Origin of the sequence: Kribbella sp. NBC_00382 (genome assembly GCF_036067295.1) — a bacterium.
In the GTDB taxonomy this organism is placed as follows: Bacteria; Actinomycetota; Actinomycetes; order Propionibacteriales; family Kribbellaceae; genus Kribbella.
Window position 1 is genome coordinate 1,664,886 of the sequence record NZ_CP107954.1, and the last position, 25,802, is coordinate 1,690,687.

Annotated in this window: 24 protein-coding genes; 13 read left to right on the plus strand and 11 right to left on the minus strand. The window is 68.4% G+C overall.

Features of this window, described 5'->3' with window-relative positions:
• Positions 1-2 precede the first annotated feature (2 nt).
• Positions 3-731 (minus strand): GntR family transcriptional regulator, encoded by a 729-nt coding sequence (locus OHA70_RS08280; RefSeq protein ID WP_328330270.1) that lies wholly within the window; start codon positions 729-731, stop codon positions 3-5.
• A gap of 200 nt (positions 732-931) precedes the next feature.
• Between OHA70_RS08280 and OHA70_RS08285 the strand changes: the two genes are divergently transcribed.
• Genes OHA70_RS08285 through OHA70_RS08300 form a run of 4 tightly spaced genes read left to right on the plus strand, consistent with a single transcriptional unit; the run spans position 932 to position 4,487 of the window.
• Positions 932-2,245 (plus strand): NRAMP family divalent metal transporter, encoded by a 1,314-nt coding sequence (locus OHA70_RS08285; RefSeq protein WP_328330272.1) that lies wholly within the window; start codon positions 932-934, stop codon positions 2,243-2,245.
• A gap of 10 nt (positions 2,246-2,255) precedes the next feature.
• Positions 2,256-3,008, plus strand: coding sequence for a LamB/YcsF family protein (locus OHA70_RS08290; RefSeq protein ID WP_328330274.1), 753 nt, complete (start codon positions 2,256-2,258; stop codon positions 3,006-3,008).
• A complete protein-coding gene (locus OHA70_RS08295) occupies positions 3,008-3,613 on the plus strand; it encodes a 5-oxoprolinase subunit B family protein (RefSeq protein ID WP_328330276.1) in 606 nt (201 codons plus the stop codon). Before OHA70_RS08290 ends, OHA70_RS08295 begins: the two co-directional genes overlap by 1 nt.
• A 37-nt stretch (positions 3,614-3,650) precedes the next feature.
• Complete coding sequence (locus tag OHA70_RS08300) at positions 3,651-4,487, plus strand: biotin-dependent carboxyltransferase family protein (protein ID WP_328330278.1); 837 nt, start codon at positions 3,651-3,653, stop codon at positions 4,485-4,487.
• Here the strand turns inward: OHA70_RS08300 and OHA70_RS08305 are convergent.
• From OHA70_RS08305 to OHA70_RS08330, 6 genes are all read right to left on the minus strand, one after another.
• Entirely contained in the window at positions 4,468-5,469 is a 1,002-nt protein-coding gene (locus OHA70_RS08305) for a proline racemase family protein (RefSeq protein ID WP_328330280.1), read from the minus strand. The two genes, OHA70_RS08300 and OHA70_RS08305, sit on opposite strands and share 20 nt — an antisense overlap.
• A complete protein-coding gene (locus OHA70_RS08310; protein WP_328330282.1) occupies positions 5,466-6,368 on the minus strand; it encodes a dihydrodipicolinate synthase family protein in 903 nt (300 codons plus the stop codon). The genes OHA70_RS08305 and OHA70_RS08310 overlap by 4 nt, the downstream gene beginning before the upstream one ends.
• Positions 6,365-8,209: an FAD-dependent oxidoreductase gene (locus OHA70_RS08315; protein ID WP_328330284.1), complete on the minus strand. Its 1,845-nt coding sequence runs from the start codon at positions 8,207-8,209 to the stop codon at positions 6,365-6,367. Before OHA70_RS08315 ends, OHA70_RS08310 begins: the two co-directional genes overlap by 4 nt.
• Positions 8,206-9,360, minus strand: a complete 1,155-nt coding sequence (locus OHA70_RS08320) for an NAD(P)/FAD-dependent oxidoreductase (protein ID WP_328330286.1) — start codon at positions 9,358-9,360, stop codon at positions 8,206-8,208. Before OHA70_RS08320 ends, OHA70_RS08315 begins: the two co-directional genes overlap by 4 nt.
• A gap of 109 nt (positions 9,361-9,469) precedes the next feature.
• Positions 9,470-10,069, minus strand: a complete 600-nt coding sequence (locus OHA70_RS08325; protein ID WP_328330288.1) for a helix-turn-helix domain-containing protein — start codon at positions 10,067-10,069, stop codon at positions 9,470-9,472.
• A gap of 259 nt (positions 10,070-10,328) precedes the next feature.
• Positions 10,329-11,384, minus strand: coding sequence for an SDR family oxidoreductase (locus tag OHA70_RS08330; RefSeq protein WP_328330290.1), 1,056 nt, complete (start codon positions 11,382-11,384; stop codon positions 10,329-10,331).
• A gap of 71 nt (positions 11,385-11,455) precedes the next feature.
• On the opposite strand from OHA70_RS08330, the gene OHA70_RS08335 reads away from it, so the two are divergent.
• Positions 11,456-12,325 (plus strand): LysR family transcriptional regulator, encoded by an 870-nt coding sequence (locus tag OHA70_RS08335; RefSeq protein WP_328330292.1) that lies wholly within the window; start codon positions 11,456-11,458, stop codon positions 12,323-12,325.
• Here OHA70_RS08335 and OHA70_RS08340 read toward each other — a convergent pair whose 3' ends face one another.
• Positions 12,326-12,505 (minus strand): DUF3099 domain-containing protein, encoded by a 180-nt coding sequence (locus tag OHA70_RS08340; protein ID WP_328330294.1) that lies wholly within the window; start codon positions 12,503-12,505, stop codon positions 12,326-12,328. It lies immediately after the preceding gene.
• A 125-nt stretch (positions 12,506-12,630) separates the two neighbouring features.
• On the opposite strand from OHA70_RS08340, the gene OHA70_RS08345 reads away from it, so the two are divergent.
• Entirely contained in the window at positions 12,631-13,293 is a 663-nt protein-coding gene (locus OHA70_RS08345; RefSeq protein WP_328330296.1) for a response regulator transcription factor, read from the plus strand.
• Positions 13,290-14,561: a sensor histidine kinase gene (locus OHA70_RS08350; RefSeq protein WP_328330298.1), complete on the plus strand. Its 1,272-nt coding sequence runs from the start codon at positions 13,290-13,292 to the stop codon at positions 14,559-14,561. Before OHA70_RS08345 ends, OHA70_RS08350 begins: the two co-directional genes overlap by 4 nt.
• On the opposite strand, the gene OHA70_RS08355 is transcribed toward OHA70_RS08350, so the two are convergent.
• Together OHA70_RS08355 and OHA70_RS08360 are read right to left on the minus strand one after the other, a co-directional pair.
• Positions 14,551-15,801, minus strand: coding sequence for a DUF1501 domain-containing protein (locus OHA70_RS08355; RefSeq protein ID WP_328330300.1), 1,251 nt, complete (start codon positions 15,799-15,801; stop codon positions 14,551-14,553). The genes OHA70_RS08350 and OHA70_RS08355 overlap by 11 nt on opposite strands.
• Before the next feature lie 8 nt (positions 15,802-15,809).
• Positions 15,810-17,090, minus strand: coding sequence for a DUF1800 domain-containing protein (locus OHA70_RS08360; protein ID WP_328330302.1), 1,281 nt, complete (start codon positions 17,088-17,090; stop codon positions 15,810-15,812).
• Positions 17,091-17,207: 117 nt separating this feature from the next.
• Here OHA70_RS08360 and OHA70_RS08365 point away from each other — a divergent pair, with 117 nt between their 5' ends.
• Genes OHA70_RS08365 through OHA70_RS08380 form a run of 4 tightly spaced genes read left to right on the plus strand, consistent with a single transcriptional unit; the run spans position 17,208 to position 23,169 of the window.
• Complete coding sequence (locus tag OHA70_RS08365; protein ID WP_328330304.1) at positions 17,208-18,329, plus strand: AAA family ATPase; 1,122 nt, start codon at positions 17,208-17,210, stop codon at positions 18,327-18,329.
• Positions 18,329-18,754, plus strand: a complete 426-nt coding sequence (locus OHA70_RS08370; RefSeq protein ID WP_328330306.1) for a bpX5 domain-containing protein — start codon at positions 18,329-18,331, stop codon at positions 18,752-18,754. Before OHA70_RS08365 ends, OHA70_RS08370 begins: the two co-directional genes overlap by 1 nt.
• A gap of 3 nt (positions 18,755-18,757) precedes the next feature.
• Positions 18,758-20,428 (plus strand): hypothetical protein, encoded by a 1,671-nt coding sequence (locus tag OHA70_RS08375; protein ID WP_328330308.1) that lies wholly within the window; start codon positions 18,758-18,760, stop codon positions 20,426-20,428.
• Positions 20,425-23,169 (plus strand): bpX6 domain-containing protein, encoded by a 2,745-nt coding sequence (locus OHA70_RS08380; RefSeq protein ID WP_328330310.1) that lies wholly within the window; start codon positions 20,425-20,427, stop codon positions 23,167-23,169. The genes OHA70_RS08375 and OHA70_RS08380 overlap by 4 nt, the downstream gene beginning before the upstream one ends.
• Here OHA70_RS08380 and OHA70_RS08385 read toward each other — a convergent pair.
• On the minus strand, positions 23,166-23,624 hold the full coding sequence (locus OHA70_RS08385; RefSeq protein ID WP_328330312.1) for a MarR family winged helix-turn-helix transcriptional regulator: 459 nt from the start codon (positions 23,622-23,624) through the stop codon (positions 23,166-23,168). The genes OHA70_RS08380 and OHA70_RS08385 overlap by 4 nt on opposite strands.
• Before the next feature lie 148 nt (positions 23,625-23,772).
• Here OHA70_RS08385 and OHA70_RS08390 point away from each other — a divergent pair, with 148 nt between their 5' ends.
• Both OHA70_RS08390 and OHA70_RS08395 read left to right on the plus strand, forming a co-directional pair.
• Positions 23,773-24,957, plus strand: a complete 1,185-nt coding sequence (locus OHA70_RS08390; protein ID WP_328330314.1) for an MFS transporter — start codon at positions 23,773-23,775, stop codon at positions 24,955-24,957.
• A gap of 13 nt (positions 24,958-24,970) precedes the next feature.
• Positions 24,971-25,798 (plus strand): aldo/keto reductase, encoded by an 828-nt coding sequence (locus tag OHA70_RS08395; RefSeq protein ID WP_328330316.1) that lies wholly within the window; start codon positions 24,971-24,973, stop codon positions 25,796-25,798.
• Positions 25,799-25,802 lie beyond the last annotated feature (4 nt).

The following is a 25,802-nucleotide window of genomic DNA, read 5'->3' on the forward strand; positions in this document are numbered from 1 at the left end:
CGTCACCTCGCCTTGAAGGCGTCCAGCAGTCCTTGCTCGGAGTCACGGAGATACGTGTCGAGTGCTTCGACGGCCTCGTCGTACTTGTGCTCGGAGAGCAGGTCGAACAGGCCACGGTTGCGCGCGATGTACGGCTCGTGCAGCTCCTGCGGCGTCGCGATGACGTGGAAGAGCAAGCGGAGCTCGGCCAGCAGGCGACCGGTGATGTCGTCGAGGCGACTGCTGTCGGCCAGGCCGATGAGGTGACGGTGGAACTGCATGTTCGCAGTACCGACTGCTGCCCAGCGGTTCGTGAGCGCGGCGGCCTCGGCCGTCTCGACCTCGGCCAGCAATGGCTCGAGTCGTGTGTCGGGAAGCTCCGGGACCCGATCCGCCAGGCCGCGGACGACATCGACCTCGAGGACGCGGCGGAGGCGGTACAGGTCGACCACGTCCTGCTCGTCCAGCTCCGGCACGAAGACGCCGCGGTGCAGCTTGTAGACCAGCAGCCCTTCGTGGGTGAGCAGCCGGAAGGCCTCGCGCAGGGTGTTGCGGCTGACGTCGAGGACCTCGGTGAGCTCGATCTCGGAGAGCTGTGCGCCGGGCTGCAGCGCACCCTCGGTGATGCTGCGGCGGAGGATGTCCGCCGCGCGCTCGGCGGAGCTGCTGCGATCCTGCCGGGCCACGTCCGCGGCGACACCCCGAAGCCAGGCCTGCCGGCCCTCGTCGTCACCGCGCTGACTGATGGACATCTCTGCATCATCGCTCACTCCCCGGTGCGGTGGGAAATTTAGATTCAACAAGAGTCTTGCAGGATTGTTGAACAATCTCTACTCTCAAAATCACTCAAGGCGGTCCAATACCTTCCCCGCCCCACCACCCCAGTCAGACACCTACCGACCGTCTGCAGGAGACCGACCGAAAGCTTTCTGAAGACCCAGGAGCCACCGCCATGTCGAAACCCCCGACCAAGCCCCTCTCCAAGCCGCCCCGCCGCCAGCCGACCCGTAGTACCGGCCATTCGTCCGGCCGGCAGCTGCCTCCGGCCGCCGGCAAGAAGACGCCCGACACCGCGATGAAGGCGAGCACCAAGTCGACTCTGATCGGCGCGATGTTCCTGATGGCCACCTCGGCCATCGGACCCGGGTTCATCACCCAGACGACGACCTTCACGGTCTCCCTCGGCGCCGCGTTCGCGTTCGCGATCGCCATCTCGATCCTGGTCGACATCGCACTGCAGCTGAACGTCTGGCGGGTGATCGGCGTCTCCGGCCGGCGCGCCCAGGAGCTCGGCAACCTGGTCGTTCCCGGGCTCGGCTACGTGATGGCGGCGCTGCTGTTCATCGGTGGCCTGGTCTTCAACATCGGCAATGTGTCCGGCACCGGACTCGGCCTGGACGCGATGCTCGGGCTGGATCCCAAGATCGGCGGCGCGCTCTCCGCATTGATTGCCATCGGCATCTTCTTGTCCAAGCGTGCCGGCCTCGCGATGGACCGGGTCGTCCTGGTGCTCGGCACGCTGATGATCCTGCTCACCACCTACATCGCGGTCACGTCCGGCCCACCGGTCGGTACGGCGCTGAAGAACGTGGTGATGCCCGGCCAGGTTCAGTTCCTGTCCATCACCACGCTGATCGGCGGCACGATCGGCGGCTACATCGTGTACGCCGGAGCGCATCGGCTGCTCGACTCCGGGGTGTCCGGCCCGCAGCATGTCCGCGACATCACCCGCGGCTCGATCACCGGCATCCTGATCACCGGCGTGATGCGGATCGTGCTCTTCCTGGCGATCCTCGGTGTCGTCGCCGGGGGCGAGGCGCTCGACCCGAAGAACCCGGCCGCCTCGGCCTTCCAGCACGCGGCCGGCGAGTTCGGGCTGCGGGCCTTCGGGGTGGTGCTCTGGGCGGCCGCGATCACCAGCGTGATCGGCGCGTCGTACACGACCGTCACCTTCGTGACCTCGCGGACGAAGACGACCGACAAGACCCGGACCATCCTGGTGGTCGCGTTCATCGCGGTCAGCACGGTCATCTTCCTGTCCGTCGGCACCGCTCCGACCCAGCTGCTGGTCTTCGCGGGCGCCTTCAACGGGTTGCTGCTGCCGGTCGGCATCGGTGTGCTTCTCTGGGTGGCATGGCAGCGCAAGGATCTGCTGCGTGGGTACTCGTATCCCCGCTGGCTCCTCGCGCTCGGCGGCGCGGCCTGGTTGCTGACCATCTACCTGGCCGTCCGGTCCGTGAAGCCCGTGTTCGAACTCTTCAGTTAGGGGTGACCTGATGGACCTCAATGCCGATCTGGGTGAGGGCTTCGGCTCGTGGACGATGGGCGACGACGGCGCGTTGCTCGACGTCGTCACCAGCGCCAACGTCGCCTGCGGCTTCCACGCCGGCGACCCGTCGATCATGCGCCGGGTGACCGGCCAGGCGGTCGAGCGGGGCGTCGCGATCGGCGCGCACGTCGGGTACGCCGACAAGCCCGGTTTCGGCCGACGCTTCCTCGACATCGAACCCGCCGTACTGCGCGACGAGGTCGTCTATCAGATCGGCGCGCTGGACGCGTTTGCCCGGATCGCGGGCGATCGCGTCCGGTACGTGAAACCGCACGGGGCGCTCTACAACACGATCGGTACGCACGAGGAGCAGGCGGCGGCCGTGGTCGGCGCGATCGTCGACTACGACTCGTCGTTGCCGGTCCTCGGACTTCCCGGGTCAGCCTGGCTCCGGCTCGCCGCCGAGGCCGGGCTGACCGTGGTCCATGAGGCCTTCGCAGACCGCGCCTACACGCCTGCGGGCACTTTGGTGTCCAGGCGTGAGGCCGGCTCGGTGCTGCATGATGGCGCCGAGATCGCGTTGCGCTGTACTGCGATGGCGACGGGCGGGGTGATCTCGGACAGTACGGGCGGCTCCTTGAGCCTTTCGCCGAGGTCGATATGCGTGCATGGCGACACTCCGGGCGCGGTCGAGATCGCGGTACAGGTCCGCAAGGCGCTGGAGGGAGCGGGTGTCACGTTGACCCCGTTCAGCCGCTGATGCGCATTCTTCCGGCGGGCGACCGCGCAGTACTGGTCGAACTCGAGAGCCTCGACGCAGTTCTCGGGTACTACGCGGCGCTCGCCGACTCTCCACCCGCAGGCGTCATCGACATCGTCCCCGCTGCCCGAACCGTCCTCCTCACCACCGACGGCACCGACCTGACTTCGTTGACCCGAGCGCTGTGGGCCGTCCAGCCGACCGACGGCTCACAGACGGCCGGCGATCTGCTGGAGATCCCAGTCACCTACGACGGCGAAGACCTCCCCGACGTCGCCGCCCACCTCAACTGCTCGATCGACGACGTCATCAAACGCCACACCGCCGAAGACTGGACGGTCGCCTTCTGTGGCTTCTCCCCCGGCTTCGGCTATCTGACCGGCACCGGCTCCTGGGACATCCCCCGACGCAAATCCCCCCGCACCAAAGTCCCCACCGGCGCCGTGGCCCTGGCCGGCGAGTTCAGCGGCGTCTACCCCCGCGAATCCCCCGGCGGCTGGCAACTACTAGGCCACACAACCCTCAAAATCTTCGACCAAATCCGCACCCCCGCAGCCCTCTTCCACCCCGGCCGTCGAGTCCGCTTCGTCAAGGCGGAGAGCTGATGAGCCCAGCGACTGCGGCGATCGCCCGGGGGTGGCGATGACGGGGTTGACCGTGCTGGAGACGGGGCCGCTGGCAACTATCCAGGACCGTGGGCGGGTTGGGCAGGCTGCCCTTGGGATCCCCCGCTCCGGAGCATGCGACCAGCGGTCGTATGAGTTGGCCAATCGGCTGGTTGGCAACGAGCCCGGCGCTGCCGTGATCGAGGTGACCTTTGGTGGACTTGCCCTGCGTGCCGAGACCGAGGTCGTCATCGCCACGACCGGCGCTCCGTGTGCCGGCGCGCCCCTCAACGCACCCAGCACCCTTCGGCCAGGCGATGTTCTGCGCCTCGGCCCACCCAGGAGCGGCCTGCGCACCTACGTCGCCGTCAGAGGCGGTATCGCCGTTCCGACAGTCCTCGGGTCCCGGTCGACCGATCTGCTGTCAGGCCTCGGCCCAGCGCCCTTGCGCGCCGGTGATCTCCTACCCGTCGGCGACGAGTACGCGCCGATGCCCGGTGTCGATCTTGCCGCGGTGGCCGATCCGGCGGCAGGCGAGGTCGTAGTACGGGTGACTGCTGGGCCGCGGGCGGACTGGTTCGCGCCGGATGCTTTGCGCGGGCAGACGTACACCGTCAGCAGCAACAGCAACCGCATCGGCGTACGCCTCGAAGGCCCTGCCCTGCAAAGAGTTCAGGAGGGCGAGCTGCCCAGCGAAGGGATGGCCCTGGGCGCAATCCAAATCCCACCCTCCGGCCTCCCCGTGATCTTCCTCGCCGACCACCCGGTCACCGGCGGCTACCCCGTCATCGCCTACGTAGCCACCGCCGACCTCCCCACCTGCGCCCAACTCCGCCCCGGCCAACCCCTCCGCTTCACAACACAAAGCCCGTAGGGAACGGATCCGTCGGGTCGAGCAGATACTGACCCATCCCGGTGATCCAGGCCCGACCGGTGACAGTCGGCACTACGGCCGGCCGATCGCCGACCGTCGTCTCCTCCAGCAGGCGCCCAGTGAAGCGGGTGCCGATGAACGACTCGTTGACGTAGTCCTGGTTGAGGTTGAGTTCGCCCCGGGCATGCAACTGCGCCATCCGGGCGCACGTGCCGGTGCCACACGGGGAGCGGTCGAACCAGCCCGGGTGGATCGCCATCGCGTTGCGGGAGTCGGCGCCGTCGGTACCGGGCGCGGTGAACTGCACGTGCTTGCAGTCGTTGATCGACGGGTCCAGCGGATGCACCGGCCGGTCGGTCGCGTTGATGGCGTCCATGATGTCCAGCCCGGCCTGCAGGATCCGGTCCTTCTCCGACCGGTCGAACGGGATGCCGAGCTGCTCCAGCGGCAGGATCGCGTAGAAGTTACCGCCGTACGCGAGGTCGTAGGTCACCTCACCCAGGCCATCCACCTTCACCGTGACGTCAAGGGCGTGCGAGTACGCCGGTACGTTCTGGATCGTCACGTGCTCGGCCCGACCGTTGCTGACCGCAACATCCGCGACGACGAGCCCGGCCGGAGTGTCCAGCCGTACCTGCGTGAGCGGCTCGGTCACCTTCACCATGCCCGACTCGACCAGCACCGTGGCGACACCGATGGTCCCGTGCCCGCACATCGGGAGGCAGCCGGACACCTCGATGTAAAGCACACCCCAGTCCGCGTCCGGCCGGGTCGGGGGTTGGAGGATCGCACCGCTCATGGCTGAGTGGCCGCGCGGCTCGTTCATCAGGAAAAGACGCAGGTCGTCGTCGTGCGCCAGGAAGTACTCGCGCCGCTCGGCCATCGTCGTACCGGGGATGACGCCGACGCCACCGGTGATCACCCGCGTCGGCATCCCCTCGGTGTGCGAGTCGATCGCGCTCAAGGTCCGGATCGACCTCATACCAGCGACTCCACTGCCTTCTTCATGTCCTGCTCGAGCTGGGCGAGGTGCTCCGGTACCAGCGGTCCGCGCGGCGGGCGGCAGGGACCGCCGTACCGGCCGACGTAATCCATCCCGTACTTGATCGCCTGCACGAACTCGACCCGCGAGTCCCACCGGAACGCGGCGACCAGCGGCTCGTACAGCGCCCGCGCCTCGGCCAGGTTTCCTTCGAGCGCAAGGTTGTAGAGCCGTACCGACTCAGCTGGGAACACGTTGGGGAACCCGGCGAACCAACCGGTCGCGCCCATCAGCAGCGCTTCGAGCGTGAGGTCGTCCGCGCCAGCGACGACGGTGAGGCTCGGCGCCAGCTCGCGGATCTCCAGGATGCGCCGGACGTCGCCGGTGAACTCCTTGACCGCCACGACGTTCTCGATCTGCGCGAGCTCGGCCAGCAGGTCCGGCGTCAGGTCGACCTTCGTGTCGTGCGGGTTGTTGTAGACCATCACCGGCAGTCCGGCCTTGGCGACCTCGGTGTAGTGGTGGATCACCTCGCCGCGGTTGGCGCGATACATGGTCGGCGGCAGACACAGTACGCCGTCCGCCCCGTCCTCCGCCGCCTTCTCGGCCCACGCCCGCGCCTGATGCGCGCCGGCGCCGTGCACGCCGACCACGACGATCCCGTCGTTGCCCACAGCATCGATCGCGATCTGTGCCACCGTCCGCCGCTCGTCATCGGTCAGCGACGAGTACTCCCCCAGCGACCCGTTGGGCCCGACCCCGCGGCACCCGTTCTCCACCAGCCACCGGCAGTGCTCCGCGTACTTGTCGTAGTCCGGCCGCAATCCCGCCGGCGCCGACGCGTCCTCCGCGTACGGCAACGCGGTAGCAACAATCACACCATCAAGCTTCTCGCTCACAAATCCTCCAGTACGTCCGCATCGGCCAAATCCGTCAAACGCACAGGCACCGCAAGCGGCCGCCTGTACCCATCCTTCACCCCGGTGATCCCAGCGACGTTCCGCCCACAAACGCGCCCCTGACACAGGCCCAGCCCGGCCCGCGACGAAAGCTTCAGGCTCCGCGCCGCCTCCACGTCCCGCGCCCCGACCGCCTCGTCAACCTCGCCCCGCGTCACTTCCTCGCAGCGGCAAACCAGCGTGTCCGCACCGCTCCACTTCAGCCATCCGTCCCGCACGGGATAGGCAGCGTCCAATGCCCGCGCGAACCGCTTGCCCTTGGCAACCGCGCCCCGGTCTACCTCCGCCCCGGCGGCTGCGGCTCCGGCGACGCGACCTTCTGCCGCCGACAGAACTGCGCCACCGATACCGGTGAGCTCGCCCGCGGCCCATACCCCGGGCGTACTGGTTTGCTGGCTTTCATCGACGAGTACCGCCGGCCCGTCGATCAGCTGACAACGGGCCGAAACGGCCAGCTCGAGATTGGGAGTGAAGCCGAAGCCCAGGCAGACCGCGTCCACCTCGATGCGCTCTTCCGTACCAGGGATCGGGACCCAGTCGGCGTCCAGCCGGACCGTGGTGACGGCCTCCACGCGATCGGTGCCGTGGGCTGCGATGACGGTTCGGCCGTGGCGGAAGGGGATTCGGTGGCGGGCCAGAAGAGCCGCGTAGCCGAGGCCTTCGGTGAGTTTGGTGGAGGCCGCCAACGGGTCGGTGCGCCAGCCGCGCACGACGGTGCTCGGTTTGTTGGCTTCGAGCAACGCGACCACCTCGGCTCCGACACCGAGCAACGACTCGGCGACGGGCAAGAGGAACGGTCCGGTACCGGCGACCACGACTCGCTTGCCGATGCTGATCCGCTGACCTTTCGCCAAGGCTTGTGCGGCACCTGCGGTGTAGACGCCTGGCAGATCCCAGCCGGGGAACGGCAGCACCCGGTCGTACGCGCCCGTCGCCAGTACGAGCGCAGGTGTCTCGACAGCCGATACCTTCCGCCCGGCCGAGTCAGCTGCGCCGGTCTGCAACCAGAGCCGCGTGCGTGGCGCAGCGGCATTGGCGGCATTGGCGGCATCGGCGGGGCGCTCAAGAGCCCACACGCTCGTCTCCGTCAGATGCGTGATCCTCGGATCGTCGGCAATCCGGTCCCGCAGCCGGGCAAACGCCGACCACCCGTGCTGCAACTTCTCCGGCCGCTTCGCCCCGAACTCGACCGGCAACTGCCGGTTGAACTGCCCGCCAACACTCGCACCGGCATCAACCAGCAACACCGAGCTCCCAGCATCAGCCGCAGCCACTGCCGCACTCATCCCCGCCGGCCCAGCCCCCACCACAACAACAGGCACCACCTGTACGCCATTGCCCAGGGCACCTTGTGCACCACCTGAGCGTTTGGCCTCCTCCAAAACGCTCACACCGAGCACAAAGTCGTCCTGCCGGGCCGCAGGCGGACCCGCAGACGTCCCGGTGGGTGCTGCGGCGGCCGTTGCCGACGGCAGCACTGCGCCGTGCTGCGTCTCGACCTGGTCGCCGGGCCGCAGCACTCGCTGGCAGGCTCGTACGTCCGGCAGGCCGTTCACGACCACCAGGCAGTCGAAGCAGGAGCCGATGCCGCAGAAGACGCCTCGGGCGCGGTCACCGCTACGCGTCGTGCGCCAGGAGTCCCGGCCGTCGGCCATCAGGGCGGCAGCGACGCTCTGGCCCGGCAGCGCCTTGACCGGCTGGCCGTCGACCGTGATCTCGATCGGCTCGCCGGGCTGTGGCTCAGCTGGATCGCCCTCAGCAGGGCGGAGATACGGGCTCATGAGACACCAAGCAGAGCGGGGCGATCCACGCGGAACGGCAAGGGATCGACGTGTGGCGACAACCCGAGGAACAGTTCGGTGATCAGGCGGCCGGTCGATGCGGCGAGCCCGATGCCGGCGCCTTCATGCCCGGTCGCGTGCCACAAACCCTCGACCCGCGGGTCGGCCCCGATCACTGGCAGATGGTCCGGCGCATAGGGCCGGAACCCGCCGTACGCCCGCATCACCGGCACCTCGCCCAGGAACGGGAACAACCCCACAGCCTTCCGCGCCAACTCCCGCAACACCCGAACCCGCACCGAGTCGTCGAACCCGATCCGCTCCCGGCTAGACCCGATCAGCACCGTCCCGCCCCGCGTCGACTCCACCACCGTCGACGTCTGCAGCTCGGCGTCCCCGCTGCCGACCGCCCCGACGTAGTCAGCGTCATAAACCTTGTGCCGTACGCATTCCGGCAACGGCGCGGTCACCAGGATCATCCCGCGTCGCGGCAGGATCGCCAGCGGCCCACCGGCCGCCTCACTGAACGCCCCGGCCCACGGCCCACACGCATTCACCACAGCCCCACATGCGAAGTCCCCCGCGTCCGTCGACACCCCAACCACGCGCCCAGCGGTTCGGAGTACCGACAAAGCCGTCACGCCACCCCGTACCAAACCACCACGAGCCCGTACTGCGGCCAGCAGCGCCGTCGCCGCCAGTACCGGCTGAAGCTGAGCATCATCCGGGTAATGGACCCCGACGGTCACCGCAGGAGTCAGCAACGGCTCCAACTCCAAAGCATCCGCGGGCTTGAGCACCCGAGCATCCACCCCAGCACCCCGTTGCGCCGCAGCGAAGTCCTCCAACGGCCCAGGCTCGCCAGTCGCGACGACCAGCCCGCCCTTCGGCTCCCACTCGACATCCGCAACCCGCCGAGGCAGCCGATCGAGCACCTTGAGCCACTCGGTCCGCGACGCGATCGCCAGGTCGAGCTCCGGCCCGGGCCCCTTGTCGGAGACGAGGATGTTGCCCTCGCCGGCCGCCGTCGTACCGGACGCAGGCGCCCCGCGATCCAGCACGAGCACCCGGACGCCGGCAGCCGACAGGGCTTCGGCGCAGGCGGCACCCACGATGCCCGCCCCGACCACCACCACGTCGACCTCAGTCATCCGAATCCTCGCAGATCGTTCAGTAAAATGAACGATTCGAGAGTACGTCCGTCACCCGCCCCAGGTCAACGGCCGCAGCGATGGCCCCAGTGACAGCCCCGTGACGGCCTCAGTCCAGATGCAGCCCATCCAGCGCGACCGGCTGCACATCCGGCGGATACTCCAGCAGCAACACCGACCGCACCAGCCCGTCCAGCGCCTCGTACTCATGCGCCCCATGAGCCCGAAAAGCTAGATAGTCCCCGGCCCCCAGCTCGAACTGCTGCCCGTGAGCCCCGATCCGCAACCGCCCAGCCAGTACTACGTGATGCTCCGTCCCCGGATGTCCCGCCGACCGCTGCACCGCCCCCGCCCGGATCTGCTGGTCGTACACCTCCATCAGCGCCCCCGGATGCTCCAGCCGCCGCAACATCCGCAGATCCACCGCGTCACCGGTCAGCACGTCGACATCCGCCGACCGCACATGCACCAGGTCGGACGCCGCCGGCTCGTTCAGCAGCGATGACACCGGCACCCCGAGAGCGTTCGACAGACTGAACACTGTCTCGATCGTCGGATTGCCCGCGCCGGACTCCAGCTGCGACAGCGTGCCCTTGGCGATCCCCGACCGCCGGGCCAGCTCCGACAGCGAGATCCCCTGCTCATCCCGCCGAGCCCGCAGATTGACCCCCAGCACCCGCCCGGCGCCCTGGCCCGACCCTTGACCCACCCGTTGACCCACCACAGCCCGGAGCATGCCACACCCACCCCACCCCCACCCGTGGGCGGCCTGGCCGCATCCGCGCCGACCGACTGCCCCCATTTCGGTGGTTAACCCCTCAAATAGGGGGTTGCCCCCCGGGAATCAGGGGTGACAACCCCCTATTTGAGGGGTTAACCACCGAAATGGGGGTGGGCAGGACCGGGGTAAGGGCGGAGGCGGGAGCGCCGCGGCGCGGGGGCGGGGCGGGAGCACTGGGTGGGGTGGGTCAGGGGATGATCCGGTCCCGGCGCAGCGTCTCGAAGATGCCGAAGAACATCGCCTCGGTGTCGACGTACTCGTGGAAACCGGCCCGCCGCGCCTTCGACCCATCGGCGAAGAAGTCGTAGTCCCAGCCGAAGACGAAGTCCGCGAACGGCCAGGACGAGACATCGGCGTACGGCGTCGCCACCAGCCCATGCCCCGCCTGGAGCTCCTTCCACAGCGGCTCCTTGTCAGCCATCACCGTGGTCAAGGACATCTGCAGAGGCGGCGCCACCTCGAGGTCGAACCACCGGGCGAGCTTCGGCCACAGCTCGTTCCAGCGGAACAGATCGCCGTTCGTGATGTTGAACGCCTGGTTCGCCGCAGCTGGCGCGGTGGCCGCCCAAACGGTTGCCTTCGCCAACAACCCCGCATCCGTCATCTCCAGCAGCGAGGAGTACGCACCGGGCTTGCCGGGGAAGCGCAACGGCACCCCCAAGGCCTTCGAGATCGACGCATAGACCGCGATCCCGACCGCCAGGTTCATCGGGTTGCCCAGGGCCACCCCACCGACGACGGACGGCCGCAACGCCGACCACTCCCAGCCACCCCGAGCCGCCCGCGACTCCAGGAACTGCTGCTGGTCGACGTTGAACTCCGGCGGCAGATGCGGCGGGTCGTCCTCCCGGGCAGGAGTCTTGAACGGCCCGAGGTGTGCGCCGTACACCTTGTACCCCTGCATCAGACTCACGTGCCGCAGGCCGCGCGCGACCGGCTCGATCGCGTCGACGACGTTCACCAGCATCGCGAGGTTCGGCGGGACGAGCTCGGCCCAGGTCGGGCGGTCCTGGTACGCGACGTAGAAGACGTGCGTTACGTCCGTCAGCCCGGACAGCTTCGAGCGGGTGTCGTCGGGGTCCAGCAGATCGACCGCAACGTGCTGCACGCGAGCAGAAGAGACACCGCCTCGCCGGGACAACCCGATCACTCGCCAGTCCGGCAGCGACTCCAAGTGCTCGACCAGATTCGTCCCGATCACTCCGCGCGCACCGACCACCAGCGCGACCTTCGTCTGCTCCATATCCCCAGCCTGTGGCTAACCCTGTGGATAAGTCCAACGCATAGTTCTCACCGATCCCATAAGCTCTGTTCATGGCGACGCTCCGGCAGCTCGAATATCTGGTGGCCGTCGTCGACCTGGGCTCCTTCACCAAGGCCGCCGAGCTCCTGCACGTCACCCAGCCCGCGCTCTCCCACCAGATCCGCGCGCTGGAGCGGTCCACCGGCAGCCCGCTCCTCGAGCGCCTCCCCCGTGCGATCCGCCTGACCCCGACCGGCCGCGCGATGCTTCCGCACGCCAGAGCCGCCCTCGCCGACGCCGAGCGGGCAACGTGCGCCGCGCGCCAGGCCGCTGGTCTGGAGGTCGGCGAGCTACAGATCGCGACCCTCTACTCGATCAGCCTCGGCATCCTGCCGACCGCGCTCAAGGCGTGGCGGCGGACCCACCCCAACGTCGGGATCCGCCTCTTCGAGCACCGGCACACCGACGAGCTGATCGAGGCGATGAGCGCCGGCCAGGCGGACCTCGCGGTCGGCCCCACACCGAAGGACTGGCCAGGCAGCACCCACATCCTCGGCAAGGAGGAGTTGGTCGTGGTCGTCGCCAAGGACGATCCGGTCGCGGGCCGGAAGTCGATCCGGTTGAAGGACCTAGCGGGCCGCAATTGGGTCCACTACATGCCCGGCCACGGATTGGCCGACGTACTCAATCAGGCCTGCGCGAAGGCTGGTTTCGAGCCCAAGGTCGCCGTCCACACCGAGCAGACCGCTGCCGCCCCTGCCTTGGCGGCCGCTGGGCTGGGTCCGGCCCTGGTCCCGTCCAATATCCTCCCGCCCGGATTCGACGGTCAGGTACTACGGACCGAGCCGCCGACTCGCCGGACGCTCACCGCCTACACGCGCGGCAGCCCGGATCCACTCGCGGCGGCGTTCATCGAAGTACTGACTGAGACTTGGGTGTAGTTACTGCTGAGGCCGGTTGCCGACGATGGCGGCGATGGGTGGGATGACCGCTGCGACGGCGCTCATGCCGATGGCGGCCGGGATCGAGAACAGCCGGACGACGAACCAGGCGAGCACGATCAGGCCGATGCAGGTTCCCATCAGCCAGAAGTAGACCTTGCGCTTGTCCCGCTTCGCCACGGTCCCAGTCTCCCACCGAACCGGCGAACCTGAAGCTGCGAACCTGAAGCTGCGAACCTGAAGCTGCGCTGAAGGCCGCGCGTCCGTAGTACGGGCGAAGTGCCCAGCGATGGCACGATGGGCGGATGGTGGCGAGAGTCCTCGTGGTCGAGGACGCGGAGGCGATCCGGACCGCTGTCGGGATCGCCCTGGAAGAGGCCGGCTGCGAGGTGCTGACTCGCGCCGACGGCGAGACGCTCGAACGCGACCTCGCCGCCTTCCGGCCCGATCTCGTCCTGCTCGACGTGATGCTGCCCGGCCGGGACGGGTTCGCCCTGCTGGAGGTCGTCCGCAAGGTCTCGAACGCTGGGATCGTGCTGCTCACCGCTCGGGACGCTGTCGAGGACCGGCTGCACGGCTTGCGGACCGGCGCCGACGACTACGTGGTCAAACCGTTCGTCCTCGCTGAGCTGATCGCGCGCGTCGAGGCGGTACTGCGCCGGATGGGCCGGCTGCGGACGGTACTGGAGATCGGCGACCTGGCGATCGACGTCGAGGCCAGCTCGGTGAGCCGTGCCGGTCGCCAACTTGACCTGACGACGACCGAGCTGAAGCTGCTGACGTTCCTCGCCGGACGCCGGGACAAGGTGGTCGGCAAGGCGCAGATCCTGGCCGCGGTGTGGGGGTACGACGACTACGCCGCGAACCTGGTCGAGGTCCACGTGAGCGCCCTCCGCCGCAAACTCGGTACACCCCCACTGCTCCACACCATCCGCGGCGCGGGCTACATCCTGCGAGCGCCTTCGTGAACACCCTCTCGCTGCGCCGCCGGGTGACGATCACCGCTCTCCTCGTCCTGCTGATCGTCCTCCCCATCACCGGCCTCGCGGTGAAGGCGATCTTCGACGCCCAAGCCGAACGCAACCTCAACACCCTGCTCAACGGCCGCGCCCAGCTAGCTCAGCAACTCGCCCGCCAGAACGTTGCCCCCAACAACCTTGTACGCCGGATCGATGCCGACGGCATCCGTGTCACCCTCACCCTCCGCAACGGCCAGGTCTTCGGTGCGCCTGCTGTTGAGGCCGACAAAGGCACCCGGCAGGTCAAGAGCACCCTGACCGCGGGCCAACGCACCCGCGGCGCCACCCTTCTCCTCTCCGCCGACACCTCCCTGCTCGATGGCGCAAGCCGAACCCTGCAACGCGTTCTGTGGCTAGCCGGCGCCGCAGCCCTCGCCATCACCGCGATTGCCCTGATCCTCGGCATGCGTGTCGCCCTCGCGCCCCTCGACGCGATGACCTCGCTCGCCCGCTCGATCGCCGCCGGCCGCCGTGGTGGCCGACTGCAACCAACTCGCCGCGACACCGAGCTCGGCCGTACCGCCGCCGCCTTCGACGAGATGCTCGACTCGCTCGAAGGCAAGGAGCAGTACATGAGGCAGTTCGTCGCCGACGCCGCCCACGAACTCCGTACTCCCGTCACCGGCCTGCAAACCGCCGCCGAGACCCTCCTCCAACTCGACCCAGACGCCCCGACCGAAAGGCGTGAAGAGCTGGAACTCCTCCTGGTCAGGGAATCCCGCCGCGCCGGCACCCTCGTCGCCGACCTGCTGGAACTCGCCCGCATCGACGCAGGCCTAGTACTACGCAGGCAACCCGTCCTGCTCAAGCACCTCGCCCAGACCCAGGCCGATCGCCTCCACCTGATGGCACCGAGCCACACCATCGAGGTCAACGGCCCGGAGCTCGAAGTCGAGGCCGACCCCGACCGCATCACCCAGATCCTCGCCAACTTGCTCGACAACGCCCGCAACGCCACCGGTGACCAAGGCACGATCGAGGTCCTACTCAGCCAGGAACCTGGCCACGTGCGAGTGGTTGTCCAGGACAACGGTCCCGGGGTTCCACCAGATCACCGGGAGCGCATCTTCCAGCGCCTCGTCCACGGTGAGCGCAGTCGCGGCTCCGGCCTCGGCCTCCCGATCGCCCGGGGTTTCGCCCGCGCCCACGGTGGCGACCTGATCGCCACCGACCGGATCGACGGCAAGCCCGGCGCCGCTTTCGTGCTCACACTTTGAGCAGGCCATCGACGTTCCCCTGGTGCCCGTCGAGGATCTTCTCTCCATCAGCACCCAGTACGTCGCGCAGTACCGTCCCGTAGACGTCGCGGAAATCGGTTGTCGCGACCAGATCACCGTTGGACAGGTCGGTCAGACTCGGTTGCGCTCCGTAGAACCCGCCACGGATCTTGTCGCCCAGCATGAACAGCGGTCCGGCCGTCCCGTGATCCGTCCCGTCGCTCCCGTTCGCATGGACCCGCCGGCCGAACTCGGAGTACACGAGCACGACGACCTGCTTGCCGCGATCGGTCTTCCGCATCCGTTGTACGAAAGGCGTCAGCGCGCCATCGAGTTCGCCGAGCAAACGCTCCTGGGTGCCGCGCTCGTCTGCGTGCGTGTCGAATCCGCCGAGGGAGACGGAGTACGCCCGCGTCGGCACGCCTGCCTCGACGAGTCCGGCGACGAGGTCCAACTGGGCGCCGAGTTGCGACCCGCCGCCGGCTGAGGCTCCCTTGGTGCGAGCTTCGTCCTCGTCGTCTTCACGTTCAGCCTGGTCGTGGACGGCGCCGCCTAGTACGCGGACCGCGTTCTGGAGATCGGCTAGCGACTTTGCCGCGGTGGCCTGCCAGTGCTCCTCGTTGGGGCTGGCTTTGGCTAGCGCAGCGTACGCAGTACCGACTTTGCCCTTGGGAAGCTTCAGGCCACGGACGGGTAGTGACGCTGCCGCCGTCGTTGCCCCTGCTAGCAACGGCGGCAGCGTCGGCTCTACCGAGACGGCGTGCAGCGGATCGGCACCGGCCACATCGAGCCAGCGCCCGAGCCAACCCGTCGGCACCGGTGTCTTCGGGGACGCGGTCTGCCAGATCGCCATCGACCGGAAGTGGCTCCGGTCCGGTTGCGGGTAGCCGACCCCGCGCACGATGGCGAGCGCATGGTCGTCCCACAACCCCTTCAGGCCTTTGAGTCCTGGGTTGAGCCCGAGGCCGTCGCCGAGGTCGAGCACCTCGTTTTGCTCGTAGGCGAGGTCCGGCCGGGCTTTCTGGTACTCCGGGTCGCCGGCCGGTACGACGGTGTTGAGCCCGTCGTTGCCGCCGTACAAGGTGACGACGACGAGTACGGAATCCTCACTGTGCAAGGGATTCTCGACCGCCGCGCTCATCAGATCGGACCAGCTCACCTGGGTCGCACCCACCGCGAGCGCTCCGGCGGCGGTGACTCCGCTCATGGTCAGGAACCGGCGTCGGGTCAGGTTGTCCATGATTCTCCTCAGCCACTCACTACGTATTCGGGTGCGCAGGCCGCGACCGCGACCAGCTGCTCGGGATCCGTCAATCCTGCAAGGGCATTCCGCGTCCGCTCAGTCCAGGCGTCGACACCCAGCAGAACCCGTACGCCGTCGACGCGCGCACTCGATTTCGCCAACTGCCCGAGCTCAGCTTCTTTGGCCAACAATTGCGCCAACTGCAAACGGGCTACCCCGGCGGAGGTGGTCAACCAACTCGCCCCCGACGGCCAGCCACCAACGCTCGGTGGCCGGAACGGAACCTGCCCCATCCCCTTCAGCCCAGCAAGCACCTTCAACTTCGTCTTGTCATCAAGCGCCGACGGCCTGATGCCGAGGGCTCGCATCAACCCGACCGCCCACTCCACCGGCTGCTTCACCATCGCCGAAGCACTGTCCCGAAAGGCCGGCTCAGCCGCGATCGCCTTCAACACCGCCTGGATATCGCGCCCACTCCCGTACGCCGCAACCAACCGCGTCAGCGTCGCAGAGGTCGGCGGTGCAGGCGACACAAGCCGGAACCAGAGCCGCCCAACCACAAAGGCCGCCGACTCAGGCTTCGCCAGGGCCAGCTCCGCAAAGCCGGCCGCGTCGATGTCACCGGTCTTACCGAAGATGGTCTTCGGATCCCCGTCATGGCGCTTGGCAACGAAGACCGGCTTCGCCGAAGTACGGCGTACCGTCCAACCGGTCAGCGCCCGCGCACCCTCGAAGACGTCGACCTCGGTGTAGTGCCCGATCCCGAGCGTGAAGAGCTCAAGAAACTCCCGCGCCAGATTCTCGTTGGGCGACCCCTTGCGGTTGTCGTTCCCATCCAGCCACTTGATCAACGCCGCATCCACGATCATCGCCCGCGCCAACCCGGTGAAACTCCCGCGCCCCTGAGCCCGGAAGACCTGATTCTGCGCCAGCATCAACGGCGCACTCCGGACCTTCTGATTACTGGTCGCAAAATGTCCATGCCAGAACCAGGTCAGCCGCTCGGTCGCCCGCTCCCCGGCCACCATCCGATCCAGCCACCAGGCCGAGACCTTCAACTCCTGCCCCGCCCGAGCCTTGTTGGCCGCCTTCTTCGCGTCCTTATCGCCCTTGGCCACCATCCCCAAGCCCGGCAACGCAGGCGCCGCCGCCCCAGCCTCGACCCCAGCACCGAACAACCGCGCCGCAGTCGTCTCGAACCCCATATCCAGCGCCCCAGGCTTCGGCCCAAAGCCAAAGCGATCGTGCAACCGCCGCACAGCAGCGCGCTCCGTGATCTCAGCCATACCCCGATCCTGGCCAGCCCTGCGCCCACTCACCACCCTCCGCCGCCGATCTTCAGCCAACCCACAGCCTGTGGAAATCAAGCGATCCCAGACACCCCATCGGCTTAGACTCCGGCCATGTCACTCGAAGTCGACGCCCGTGCGGTCAACACAGCAGTCGGCCTGGCCCGGGCAGGGCTGGTCGATCGCGAACTGATCGCCGAGGTGGTCGTCCTCTGCGCGGTCGCCGGTGAGCACCTGCTGGTGATCGGCGCACCCGGTACGGCGAAGTCCGAGGCCGTCCGGCGGGTCGCGGCGGAGCTGGGTGGCAGCTACTTCGAGTATCTGCTCGGCCGGTTCACCGAGCCGAACGAGATCTTCGGGCCGGTCGACCTGCGCCGGCTGCGCGAGGGCGTCGTCGAGATCGAGACCGCGGGAATGCTGCCGGAGGCGGAGATCGCGTTCCTGGACGAGGTTTTCCTCGGTTCGACCGCGATCCTGAACACGCTGCTGGGCGTACTGAACGAGCGCACGTTCCGGCGCGGCAGCACGGCACTGACCGTCCCGCTGCGGGTCTGCGTCGGCGCCGCGAACACGCTGCCCGAGGACCACACGCTCGCCGCCTTCGCCGACCGCTTCCTGGCCAGGCTCTTCGTCGAGCCGGTCGCCGACGCCCGCCTGGAGGAGCTCCTCGAAGCCGGCTGGCGCGCCGACCACGCGGTCGCCAAGCCTGGCTCCCACGACCTGCTCGGCTCGGTCGACCGCCTGGCCGCCGCTGCCCAGCAGGCAGACCTCACCCAGGTACGCTCCCTGCTCGGTACTGCGATCAGACGCCTACGCGGAGCCGGTATCGCCCTGAGCGACCGTAGAGCCGTCCGAGCCCAACGCCTGATCGCGGCCGCGACGGTCCTCGACGGTCGATCCGTGGCCTCCGAAGCCGACCTCTGGGTCCTTCCGCTCATCGCCCCGGCCGCCGACACCCAGGTCCTGGCCCGCGAAACCCTCGCCGACCTCCTGACGCGCTCCCGCAACAGCAGCCTCGTCCACTCCGCCGAAGAACTCTCCCGAGGTGCCGATGCAAGAGCGGAACGCCTCCACCAAACAGGCACGGCCTTGCTCGAAGCGCTGGACACCACCCCTGACGCACGTCTCCGCCTGGAGGCCACCCTCCGAGAGATCGACGCAGCCTTCGCCCACACCGACCTCCCGCCCGCCCTCGCAGACCTCCGCACCACCCTCATCACCAAGCTGGAACCGTGATGCCAACCGGGGAGTCCGTCGCCGAGGCGCAGTCCGGATCCGGTGCGCAGGACGTGAAGCCGGTCGAGGTGGTGTGGAGCCGGCGGGAGCCTCCGTTGGAGGTTGTGGGGGTTGCCGCGGGCGGGAACGTGGCCGAATTGTTGCGAGAGGCAACCGTCGCGCGCTTGGCGGAGCAGAGGTACAGGGTTGTGAGTGGGGAGGGGTGGTTGGTGGTGCTCGGGGAGGAGTTGCCTTGGGCTGATGGGGCGATCTACCTCGGCTGGGACAGCGGCGTACTGGTGCCTACTACTGTCGTGCCCAGCCCGCCGGTCGCGTTGCTGCGGAGTGCGTTGCCTGAGGGTGAACTCGTCGTACTGTTGCCGGATCGGGTCCTGGTGGCGGATGCACCGGCACGGGCTGCCGATCCGGCCTTGCTGGGTGGATGAAGCGTGCAGCTCCCTCCTGCCCTTCAACCCTGGGCTGAACCACTCTCCGCCCTCGACGCCGAACTAGCCGTCGCGCTCGGCCCACTCATCCGGCAACTCGATCAGCTCCTCACCCGCCAGGACACCGCCGCCGGCACCCACGGCCCGCTCGACGGGTACGACGGAATCACCCGCCAGGGTTCGCCCACGCGCATGCTCATGTCCGAGTGGGCTCTCGCCGATACCGTCCCCGACGAGTTCCTCCGCCGCGCCGTCAACGCTGAGCTCCTGTACCTCGAACCGGCGTACCAGCAAGACCGCGACCGCGGCTCCGTCGCAGTACTGCTCGACACCGGCCCGGACCAACTCGGCGCGGCCCGGCTCGTCCAGCTAGCCACCCTCATCGTCCTTCTCCGCCGTACCACCGCCCGCGGCCAAGACCTGTCCTTGGGCATCCTCACCTCTCCCCCCGGCACCTGGCACACCGGCGGCCCCAACCACCTCCTCGACAAATGGCTGGCCGCCAGAACTCCCATCGATCCCACCGCTGACTCCGTCGCCACGTGGATCACCGCGGACGCGGAAACCACCTTCGGGGAAGTGTGGGTGCTGGCTGGGCCGCGGCTGGCCAAGGCGTTGCCGGGACAACGGCGAGTGCTGGTGACTCGGGAATGTGCGTGGGACGAAGGTGGAGCGACCGCAGCCGAGGTGCAACTGGCCGGAGATCGCGTCGAGCTTGCGCTGCCTCGGCACGACCTGGCGATCCGCGCCTTGCGTGGCGCCGCCCTCCGCGCTGTCCCCGGCCCCTCGAGCACCCCCACTGGCGCGCACTTCGGGACCTTCACCGGATCCCCTCGCCGACTACTTGCTCGCGGCAACGAACTGAACGAGCTCGTCGCCCTCACCATCACCGGCAGCCCGAACACGAAACCCAAGCGGTACCAGCTCCCCGGCCCCGTCGTCGCCGCTGCCTGCTTCGACCGCCGCACCCTCGCCCTGTACCTACTCGACGACCACTTGCAGATCCGATCGTTCGGCAAGACTCTGGGCCGCCTCACCCAGCTCTCTGTCCCCCTCGACGAGCTCGGACTATCCGTTGCCGACATCAATGACTTCGCCGAACAGGACCTACCACCCCTGTACTTCTCCTCCGGCGCGGTCCTCTTCCACCTGGCCGGCAAATGGTGGCGGCTCTTCCCTGGCGACCCGGCCCAGCCCGCCAACGTCGCAGCCGTAGCCACCGGCAACAAGCTCGACGAGCCGCTCCTGGCCGAGCCTCACAACCATGAACTGGTCCTCTCCCCCAGCTGGGCCAGGCTGGTGAACACCCAGCGAGTGGTCCTCGGCCGGCAGGGCCTCGTCGCCCGCTTCGACGGCCACTCCTGGTGGCTCCGGCAGATTCACCACGCGCAGGACGCCACCGAGCTCCCGCTCGATATCCCGCCCGGCGCGGAACCCTTCGCCGTCCTCGTGCTCGACGAGCATCCGTCGGTCCTCTGCCACACCCCAGCAGACGGCTCGATCCAGCTCTGCACCGACAGCGGCCACCGCACCCTGATCGACCTCCCGAGCGTGCGGCGCACTCCGTCCCTGCATCCCTTCGAGCCTTGGCTGGCCCTTGAGCTCGACCACCGCATCGACGTCATCAACCTCACCGACAACTCGCTGGTCGCCACGCTGCGCGGTGACGAATGACCGCTGACGACCGATCCGCCTTCCGCGGTACTACGCTCGCCCACGCCCTACTCCTCGACGTACCGACGATCGGCATCACCGAAGCCCGTCGGCGAGTCCTAGCAGCCTGGCAATCCGACTCGACGCTCCGAGCCCTCCCCGACGGCACCTGGCTCCTCACCCTGCCCGAGCCACTCGCCGTCCGAGCCGAGTTCGCCCCCGGCCTCCCCCTGATCAAGCACCCCACCGGCTGGACCACCCCTGGCCTCGACCCGATCGAGTCGAGGCCGGCAGGCGAGCTGATCCAGCTCCCGCGGGCAGGCGAAGTCAGGTCGATCCCCATCACGGCGACCACCGAGGTCGAGACCCGCGGCTGGTTCGACCTGTCCGGCCTGCCAGTGCATCGCCTGACCCCGATCGACCGCGCTCCCGAAGAACCCCAGGTCCCGATCGCCGCGACCACACCCCCAACCCCCGACCTTCGCGAAGGTGCCCGCCTAGGCACGCCGTCGTCCGACGCGACCACCTTCCGCAGCGGCCTCACCGAAGCAACCACCAGCCGCACCAGCCGCTTAGGCGGCGCCCCACCCGAGATCCTCCGGCTCCGCTGGATCCTCGCCTCGACAGTGTTCCTAGTCACCGCCGCGGCCGTCCTGATCGCGACCTCCGCTCGTCCCGCATTCCATCTGAAGAGCGTGCTGATCGTCATCGTGGCGAGCACCTTGATCCGGCTCGTCATGGGCGGGAGCTCGGCCGGCGGAGGCAACCGCCGCAGAGCCGCACGAGGTACAGACGCTGGGACCTCAGCCACCCAACCGACCACGCCCCGCGGACCGGGCCTGCTGAACCGACTCTGGTCGGCGCTGGTCTGGCGATCCCCAGCCGGGCATTTCCTCAACCGCAAGCAACAGCGTTACCTGCAGGAGCTGACCCGGAAGTTCGAACGCCGCGAGTTCGACCAGGCCCTCCGCGACGCGATCGGCCTCAACGGCACAGCTCTCAGCAAGCTCGCCTCCCTGCGACTGCCGACCCCACGAACCTCCATCAGGCCCGGCAGTTCGCCACCAGCCACCTCATCGGGCTTCGGCGGCTTCACCAACGCCTACGAGCACCTCAGAGGCTTGTACCTCCAAGCAGCCCGCACCCTCGAGGCTGCAGGCCAGATCGATGAGGCCGCCTTCGTCTACGCGGACCTCCTGGACGACACCCGCGCCGCGGTCGACCTGCTGGAGCGCCATGACCGCCTTGCTCTCGCCGCCCAGCTCGCCGAGAGCAGAGGCCTGGAAGCGCCCCTCGTCGTCCGTCTCTGGTGGCGAGCAGGCGACCGCACGCGCGCCATCGAGGTCGCCCGCAGCCGGGCGGCCTTTGCCACCGGCATCGAACGGCTTCACGCCGTCGATCCGGCCATGGCTCGCGATCTGCGCATCGCCTGGGTCGACTACTGCCGCCAAGCAGGCGACCCGGTGGCAGCAGTGGACGCAGCCTGGCCGGACGCCACCCTGCGCGCGACGGTTGTTCCCGACATCGCCGTCGGCATGGCGATGGGTGGCCCGCGTGCCGCCTACCTGTTTGCTCATCTGGTGACTGAGCACCCGACTCCGGAGAACCTCGACCGGGCCCTGGCCTTGCTCGATTCGGAGGATGCCGAGGCCAGGCAGCGCTTCACTTTCGCCTTGGTGGGCTTACGTAGTACAGATCGAATGCACGACAAACGGCTCGCCACCGCGGCCCTCCGCTCGCTCCTTCGAGACGGCGCGGCCGACCAGCAACCCGTACGCCGAGCTGTCGCGGTACTGCGAGATCGCTGCGACCCCCTCGTCCGCGCAGACCTTCCTCGGCTGCAAGCCAACTCGGCCTCTGTCCCTGGCCAATCGGTGAGCTTCAATCTGGAGGACGAGCCCGGCGCCCTCCCCGTGTACGACGCGGCCGCGTTGCGGGGTGGAGCAGTACTGGTTGCCCACGGCGAGCAAGGAGTACGCCTACTCACCCACGACGGCCGGACCCGGGCGCGATGGGACGTGCCGGTGCACTCGCTCGTGGTCGCTGACCACGGCGGCACCGCGTTGCTGGTGACCAAAAGCGAGTCCCTGCAGACGATCAACCGCCTCGACCTCGCCACCCGGACCGTCCGGCCGTGGACCACCCTGCCCAGTTGGAAGCTGCTGGAGTCCTACGACGGCGGGACGGTAACCGTGATCGACGAGGACGGCCTCTCCTTCGTCGACACCCTGTCAGCGCGCCCCAAAATCCTGTGGCGCGAACTCGACGCCCTGCACGGCATCGTGGCGGTCAACCGTACGCCTGACGTGCTGAGCTTGCTCGCCAACGTGACCTTCGCCGACCGGGTCCTACAGCCCAAGGTCCAGCTTTTCAGCTGGGAGCTCCCGTCGATGACGTTGCGCCATCGACGCAATCTGCCGCCGGAGGGTTTGGGCTGGTCGCAGGCGGTTCTGCCTGATCAGGTGGTCGCCGCCGGCGACGAGCTCACGTCGTACCGGCGGCAGGAGAACCCGGCCACCCGCGAACTGCCGGCGCGCGAGCTGATCAGCAGCGGCAACGCGCTGGGACTGCTCACCGAGGACGGCCGCCTGACCATCGAGTTCGACGGCCGCGAGGTCGCCGCCGTCGACTGCCCGATCCAGCCGCGTCTGCGAGAGCGCGACGGCCTGGTCACGCTCTGGCTCGCAGACGGCCGGATCGCGGTCATCGACCCGGCCGGTCCGACCGTGCTCGCGAACTTCCGCACCAGGCGCGGTAGCTAGACCTTCGCAGTCGGCAAGGCGAGTTGGGCGAGGGCATCTACGAGGGGGGCTAGTTCGGGGAACTCGGCTGCCTTTTGGAGGGCGGTGGTCAGTACTTCGTCGTGGGTTGGCTCGGCCTCGGCGAGGAGGGCGCGGCCGGCCTCGGTGACCTCGGTGTAGATGCCTCGGCGGTCCGTGGGGCAGAGGTACCGCTCGAGCAGGTGCCGGTCTTCGAGGCGGTTCACCAGGCGGGTGGTGGCCGACTGGCTGAGCACGACCGCGTTCGACAGCTGGTTCATCCGCAGGTGGTGCTCGTCCTGGCGGGCGAGGGCGTCGAGGACCGAGTACTCGCTCACGGACAGGCCGTGCTTCTTCTGGAGAGCGCGCTCCAGCTCGTCCTCGATCCGGGCATGCAGGGCCGCCAGCGTCCGCCAGCCCTGGGCGCGCGCCTCGGCCGCGTCGTCTGAATACCCCACAACTCCTCCTCGGATCACCCCGTACGGGGGCCTCGCTTGAGCAATACCGTTGCATGATGCAGTATAGGGCTCATGCAATAGTCCGCGTCTGCAACTATCGCGGACGCCGGTAATAGTCACAAGACTACCTTCAAGGAGAAGAGAAGCCATGCCTGCCGCGTTGCTAGCGCTGGCCATCGGTGCCTTCGGGATCGGCACCACCGAGTTCGTCATCATGGGTCTGCTGCCCGAGGTCGCCACCGACTTCGGCGTCAGCATCCCCTCGGCCGGTCTACTGATCTCCGGCTATGCCCTCGGCGTCGTCGTCGGCGCCCCGCTGCTGACCGCGATCGGGTCCAAGATCTCCCGCAAGACCGTGCTGGTCGCGCTGATGGGCGTCTTCATCGTCGGCAACCTGATCTCCGCGCTCGCGCCGACGTACGGCGTGCTGATGACCGGCCGGATCGTCGCGGCCCTGGCGCACGGAGCGTTCTTCGGCGTCGGCTCGGTGGTCGCCGCCTCGCTCGTCCCGAAGGCCAAGCAGGCCAGCGCGATCGCGTTGATGTTCACCGGCTTGACGGTCGCCAACGTGTTCGGCGTACCGGGTGGTACTGCGCTCGGGCAGGCCTTCGGCTGGCGGTCGACCTTCTGGGCCGTGACCGTGCTCGGCGTGATCGGGCTGCTCGGCATCGTCTTCCTGGTACCTCGGCAAGGGGTGAGCGAGGGGCCGGGGCTGCGCAGCGAGCTGGCCGTCTTCCGCAACCTGCAGGTCTGGCTGGCGCTCGCGATGACCGCGCTCGGGTTCGCCGGGGTGTTCGCGTCCTTCACCTACATCGCGCCGATGATGACCGAGGTGGCCGGCTTCTCGTCCGGCGCTGTCACCTGGCTGCTCGTACTGTTCGGCGGCGGGCTGGTGGTCGGCAACCTGTTCGGCGGCAAGCTGGCCGACCGGTCCCTGATGCCCAGCCTGTACGCGATCCTGGCGACGCTGGCCGTAGTACTGGTGGCCTTTGTCTTCACCGCTCATGGACGGGTACCGGCAGCGGTGACGATCGCGCTGTTCGGCGCGGCCGGCTTCGCGACCGTGGCGCCGTTGCAGAAGCGGGTGATGGACAAGGCGGCCGGAGCACCGGCGCTCGCCTCGGCCGCGAACATCGCGGCCTTCAACCTCGGCAACGCGGTCGGCGCGTACCTCGGCGGCCTCACCATCGAGCGCGGCCTCGGCTACACGGCACCCAACTGGGTCGGCGCCGCCCTGGCCACCGCGGGTCTGGCTGTCGCTCTCACCTCCGGCCTGCTGGACCGCCGCAAGCGCACCGCGGCCACCCCTGAACCCGCTCTTACTACTGTCTAAGAAAGAGATTCTGATGATTCCCACCGTGAAGCTCAACAACGGCGTCGAGATGCCGCAGCTCGGATTCGGCGTCTTCCAGGTGCCCGAGACCGAGACCACCGCGGCGGTCACCACTGCCCTCGAGTCCGGCTACCGCAGCATCGACACCGCTGCCGTGTACCAGAACGAGGCCGGCGTCGGGAAGGCACTCGCCTCCTCCGGCATCGCCCGCGAAGAGCTCTTCATCACCACCAAGCTGTGGAACGCCGATCAGGGATACGAGGAGACGCTCGCCGGCTTCGAGCACAGCCGTGGCCTGCTCGGGCTCGACTACCTCGACCTGTATCTGATCCACTGGCCGGCTCCCGAGCTCGGCAAGTACGCGGACAGTTGGCGCGCGCTGGAGAAGCTGTCCGCCGATGGAGTGGTCCGCGCGATCGGTGTCTCCAACTTCCAGCCGGCTCACCTGAAGCAGCTCGCGGCGGCCTCGTCCGTCGTACCGGCCGTCAACCAGGTCGAGTTGCACCCCTACCTGGTACAGGCCGAAGTACGGGCCTATGGCAACGAGCACGGGATCGCCACCGAGGCGTGGAGCCCGTTGGCCAAGGGCGGCTCGCTGCTGACCGAGACCGCCGTGACGGAGCTGGCCGCGAAGTACGACCGGTCGCCTGCCCAGGTCATACTTCGCTGGCACCTCCAGCTCGGCAACATCGTGATCCCCAAGTCGGTCACGCCGGCCCGGGTTCGGGAGAACTTCGCGGTGTTCGACTTCTCGCTGACCTCCGACGACCTGGCGTCCTTGGACGCGCTCGATCGCGGTGAGCGGACTGGGCCGGACCCGGACACCTTCAACGTCGCCTGAGCGT

What these genes read in the sequence shown, in the direction of transcription:
- OHA70_RS08305 (WP_328330280.1), bottom strand. Translation starts at nt 5,469, where the DNA reads ATGAGGTCGATCCGGACCTTGAGCGCGATCGACTCGCACACCGAGGGG.
- OHA70_RS08295 (WP_328330276.1), top strand. Translation starts at nt 3,008, where the DNA reads ATGCGCATTCTTCCGGCGGGCGACCGCGCAGTACTGGTCGAACTCGAG.
- OHA70_RS08360 (WP_328330302.1), bottom strand. Translation starts at nt 17,090, where the DNA reads ATGGCTGAGATCACGGAGCGCGCTGCTGTGCGGCGGTTGCACGATCGC.
- OHA70_RS08280 (WP_328330270.1), bottom strand. Translation starts at nt 731, where the DNA reads ATGTCCATCAGTCAGCGCGGTGACGACGAGGGCCGGCAGGCCTGGCTT.
- OHA70_RS08365 (WP_328330304.1), top strand. Translation starts at nt 17,208, where the DNA reads ATGTCACTCGAAGTCGACGCCCGTGCGGTCAACACAGCAGTCGGCCTG.
- OHA70_RS08390 (WP_328330314.1), top strand. Translation starts at nt 23,773, where the DNA reads ATGCCTGCCGCGTTGCTAGCGCTGGCCATCGGTGCCTTCGGGATCGGC.
- OHA70_RS08345 (WP_328330296.1), top strand. Translation starts at nt 12,631, where the DNA reads ATGGTGGCGAGAGTCCTCGTGGTCGAGGACGCGGAGGCGATCCGGACC.
- OHA70_RS08285 (WP_328330272.1), top strand. Translation starts at nt 932, where the DNA reads ATGTCGAAACCCCCGACCAAGCCCCTCTCCAAGCCGCCCCGCCGCCAG.
- OHA70_RS08335 (WP_328330292.1), top strand. Translation starts at nt 11,456, where the DNA reads ATGGCGACGCTCCGGCAGCTCGAATATCTGGTGGCCGTCGTCGACCTG.
- OHA70_RS08290 (WP_328330274.1), top strand. Translation starts at nt 2,256, where the DNA reads ATGGACCTCAATGCCGATCTGGGTGAGGGCTTCGGCTCGTGGACGATG.
- OHA70_RS08300 (WP_328330278.1), top strand. Translation starts at nt 3,651, where the DNA reads ATGACGGGGTTGACCGTGCTGGAGACGGGGCCGCTGGCAACTATCCAG.
- OHA70_RS08330 (WP_328330290.1), bottom strand. Translation starts at nt 11,384, where the DNA reads ATGGAGCAGACGAAGGTCGCGCTGGTGGTCGGTGCGCGCGGAGTGATC.
- OHA70_RS08355 (WP_328330300.1), bottom strand. Translation starts at nt 15,801, where the DNA reads ATGGACAACCTGACCCGACGCCGGTTCCTGACCATGAGCGGAGTCACC.
- OHA70_RS08315 (WP_328330284.1), bottom strand. Translation starts at nt 8,209, where the DNA reads ATGAGCCCGTATCTCCGCCCTGCTGAGGGCGATCCAGCTGAGCCACAG.
- OHA70_RS08380 (WP_328330310.1), top strand. Translation starts at nt 20,425, where the DNA reads ATGACCGCTGACGACCGATCCGCCTTCCGCGGTACTACGCTCGCCCAC.
- OHA70_RS08370 (WP_328330306.1), top strand. Translation starts at nt 18,329, where the DNA reads ATGCCAACCGGGGAGTCCGTCGCCGAGGCGCAGTCCGGATCCGGTGCG.
- OHA70_RS08320 (WP_328330286.1), bottom strand. Translation starts at nt 9,360, where the DNA reads ATGACTGAGGTCGACGTGGTGGTGGTCGGGGCGGGCATCGTGGGTGCC.
- OHA70_RS08395 (WP_328330316.1), top strand. Translation starts at nt 24,971, where the DNA reads ATGATTCCCACCGTGAAGCTCAACAACGGCGTCGAGATGCCGCAGCTC.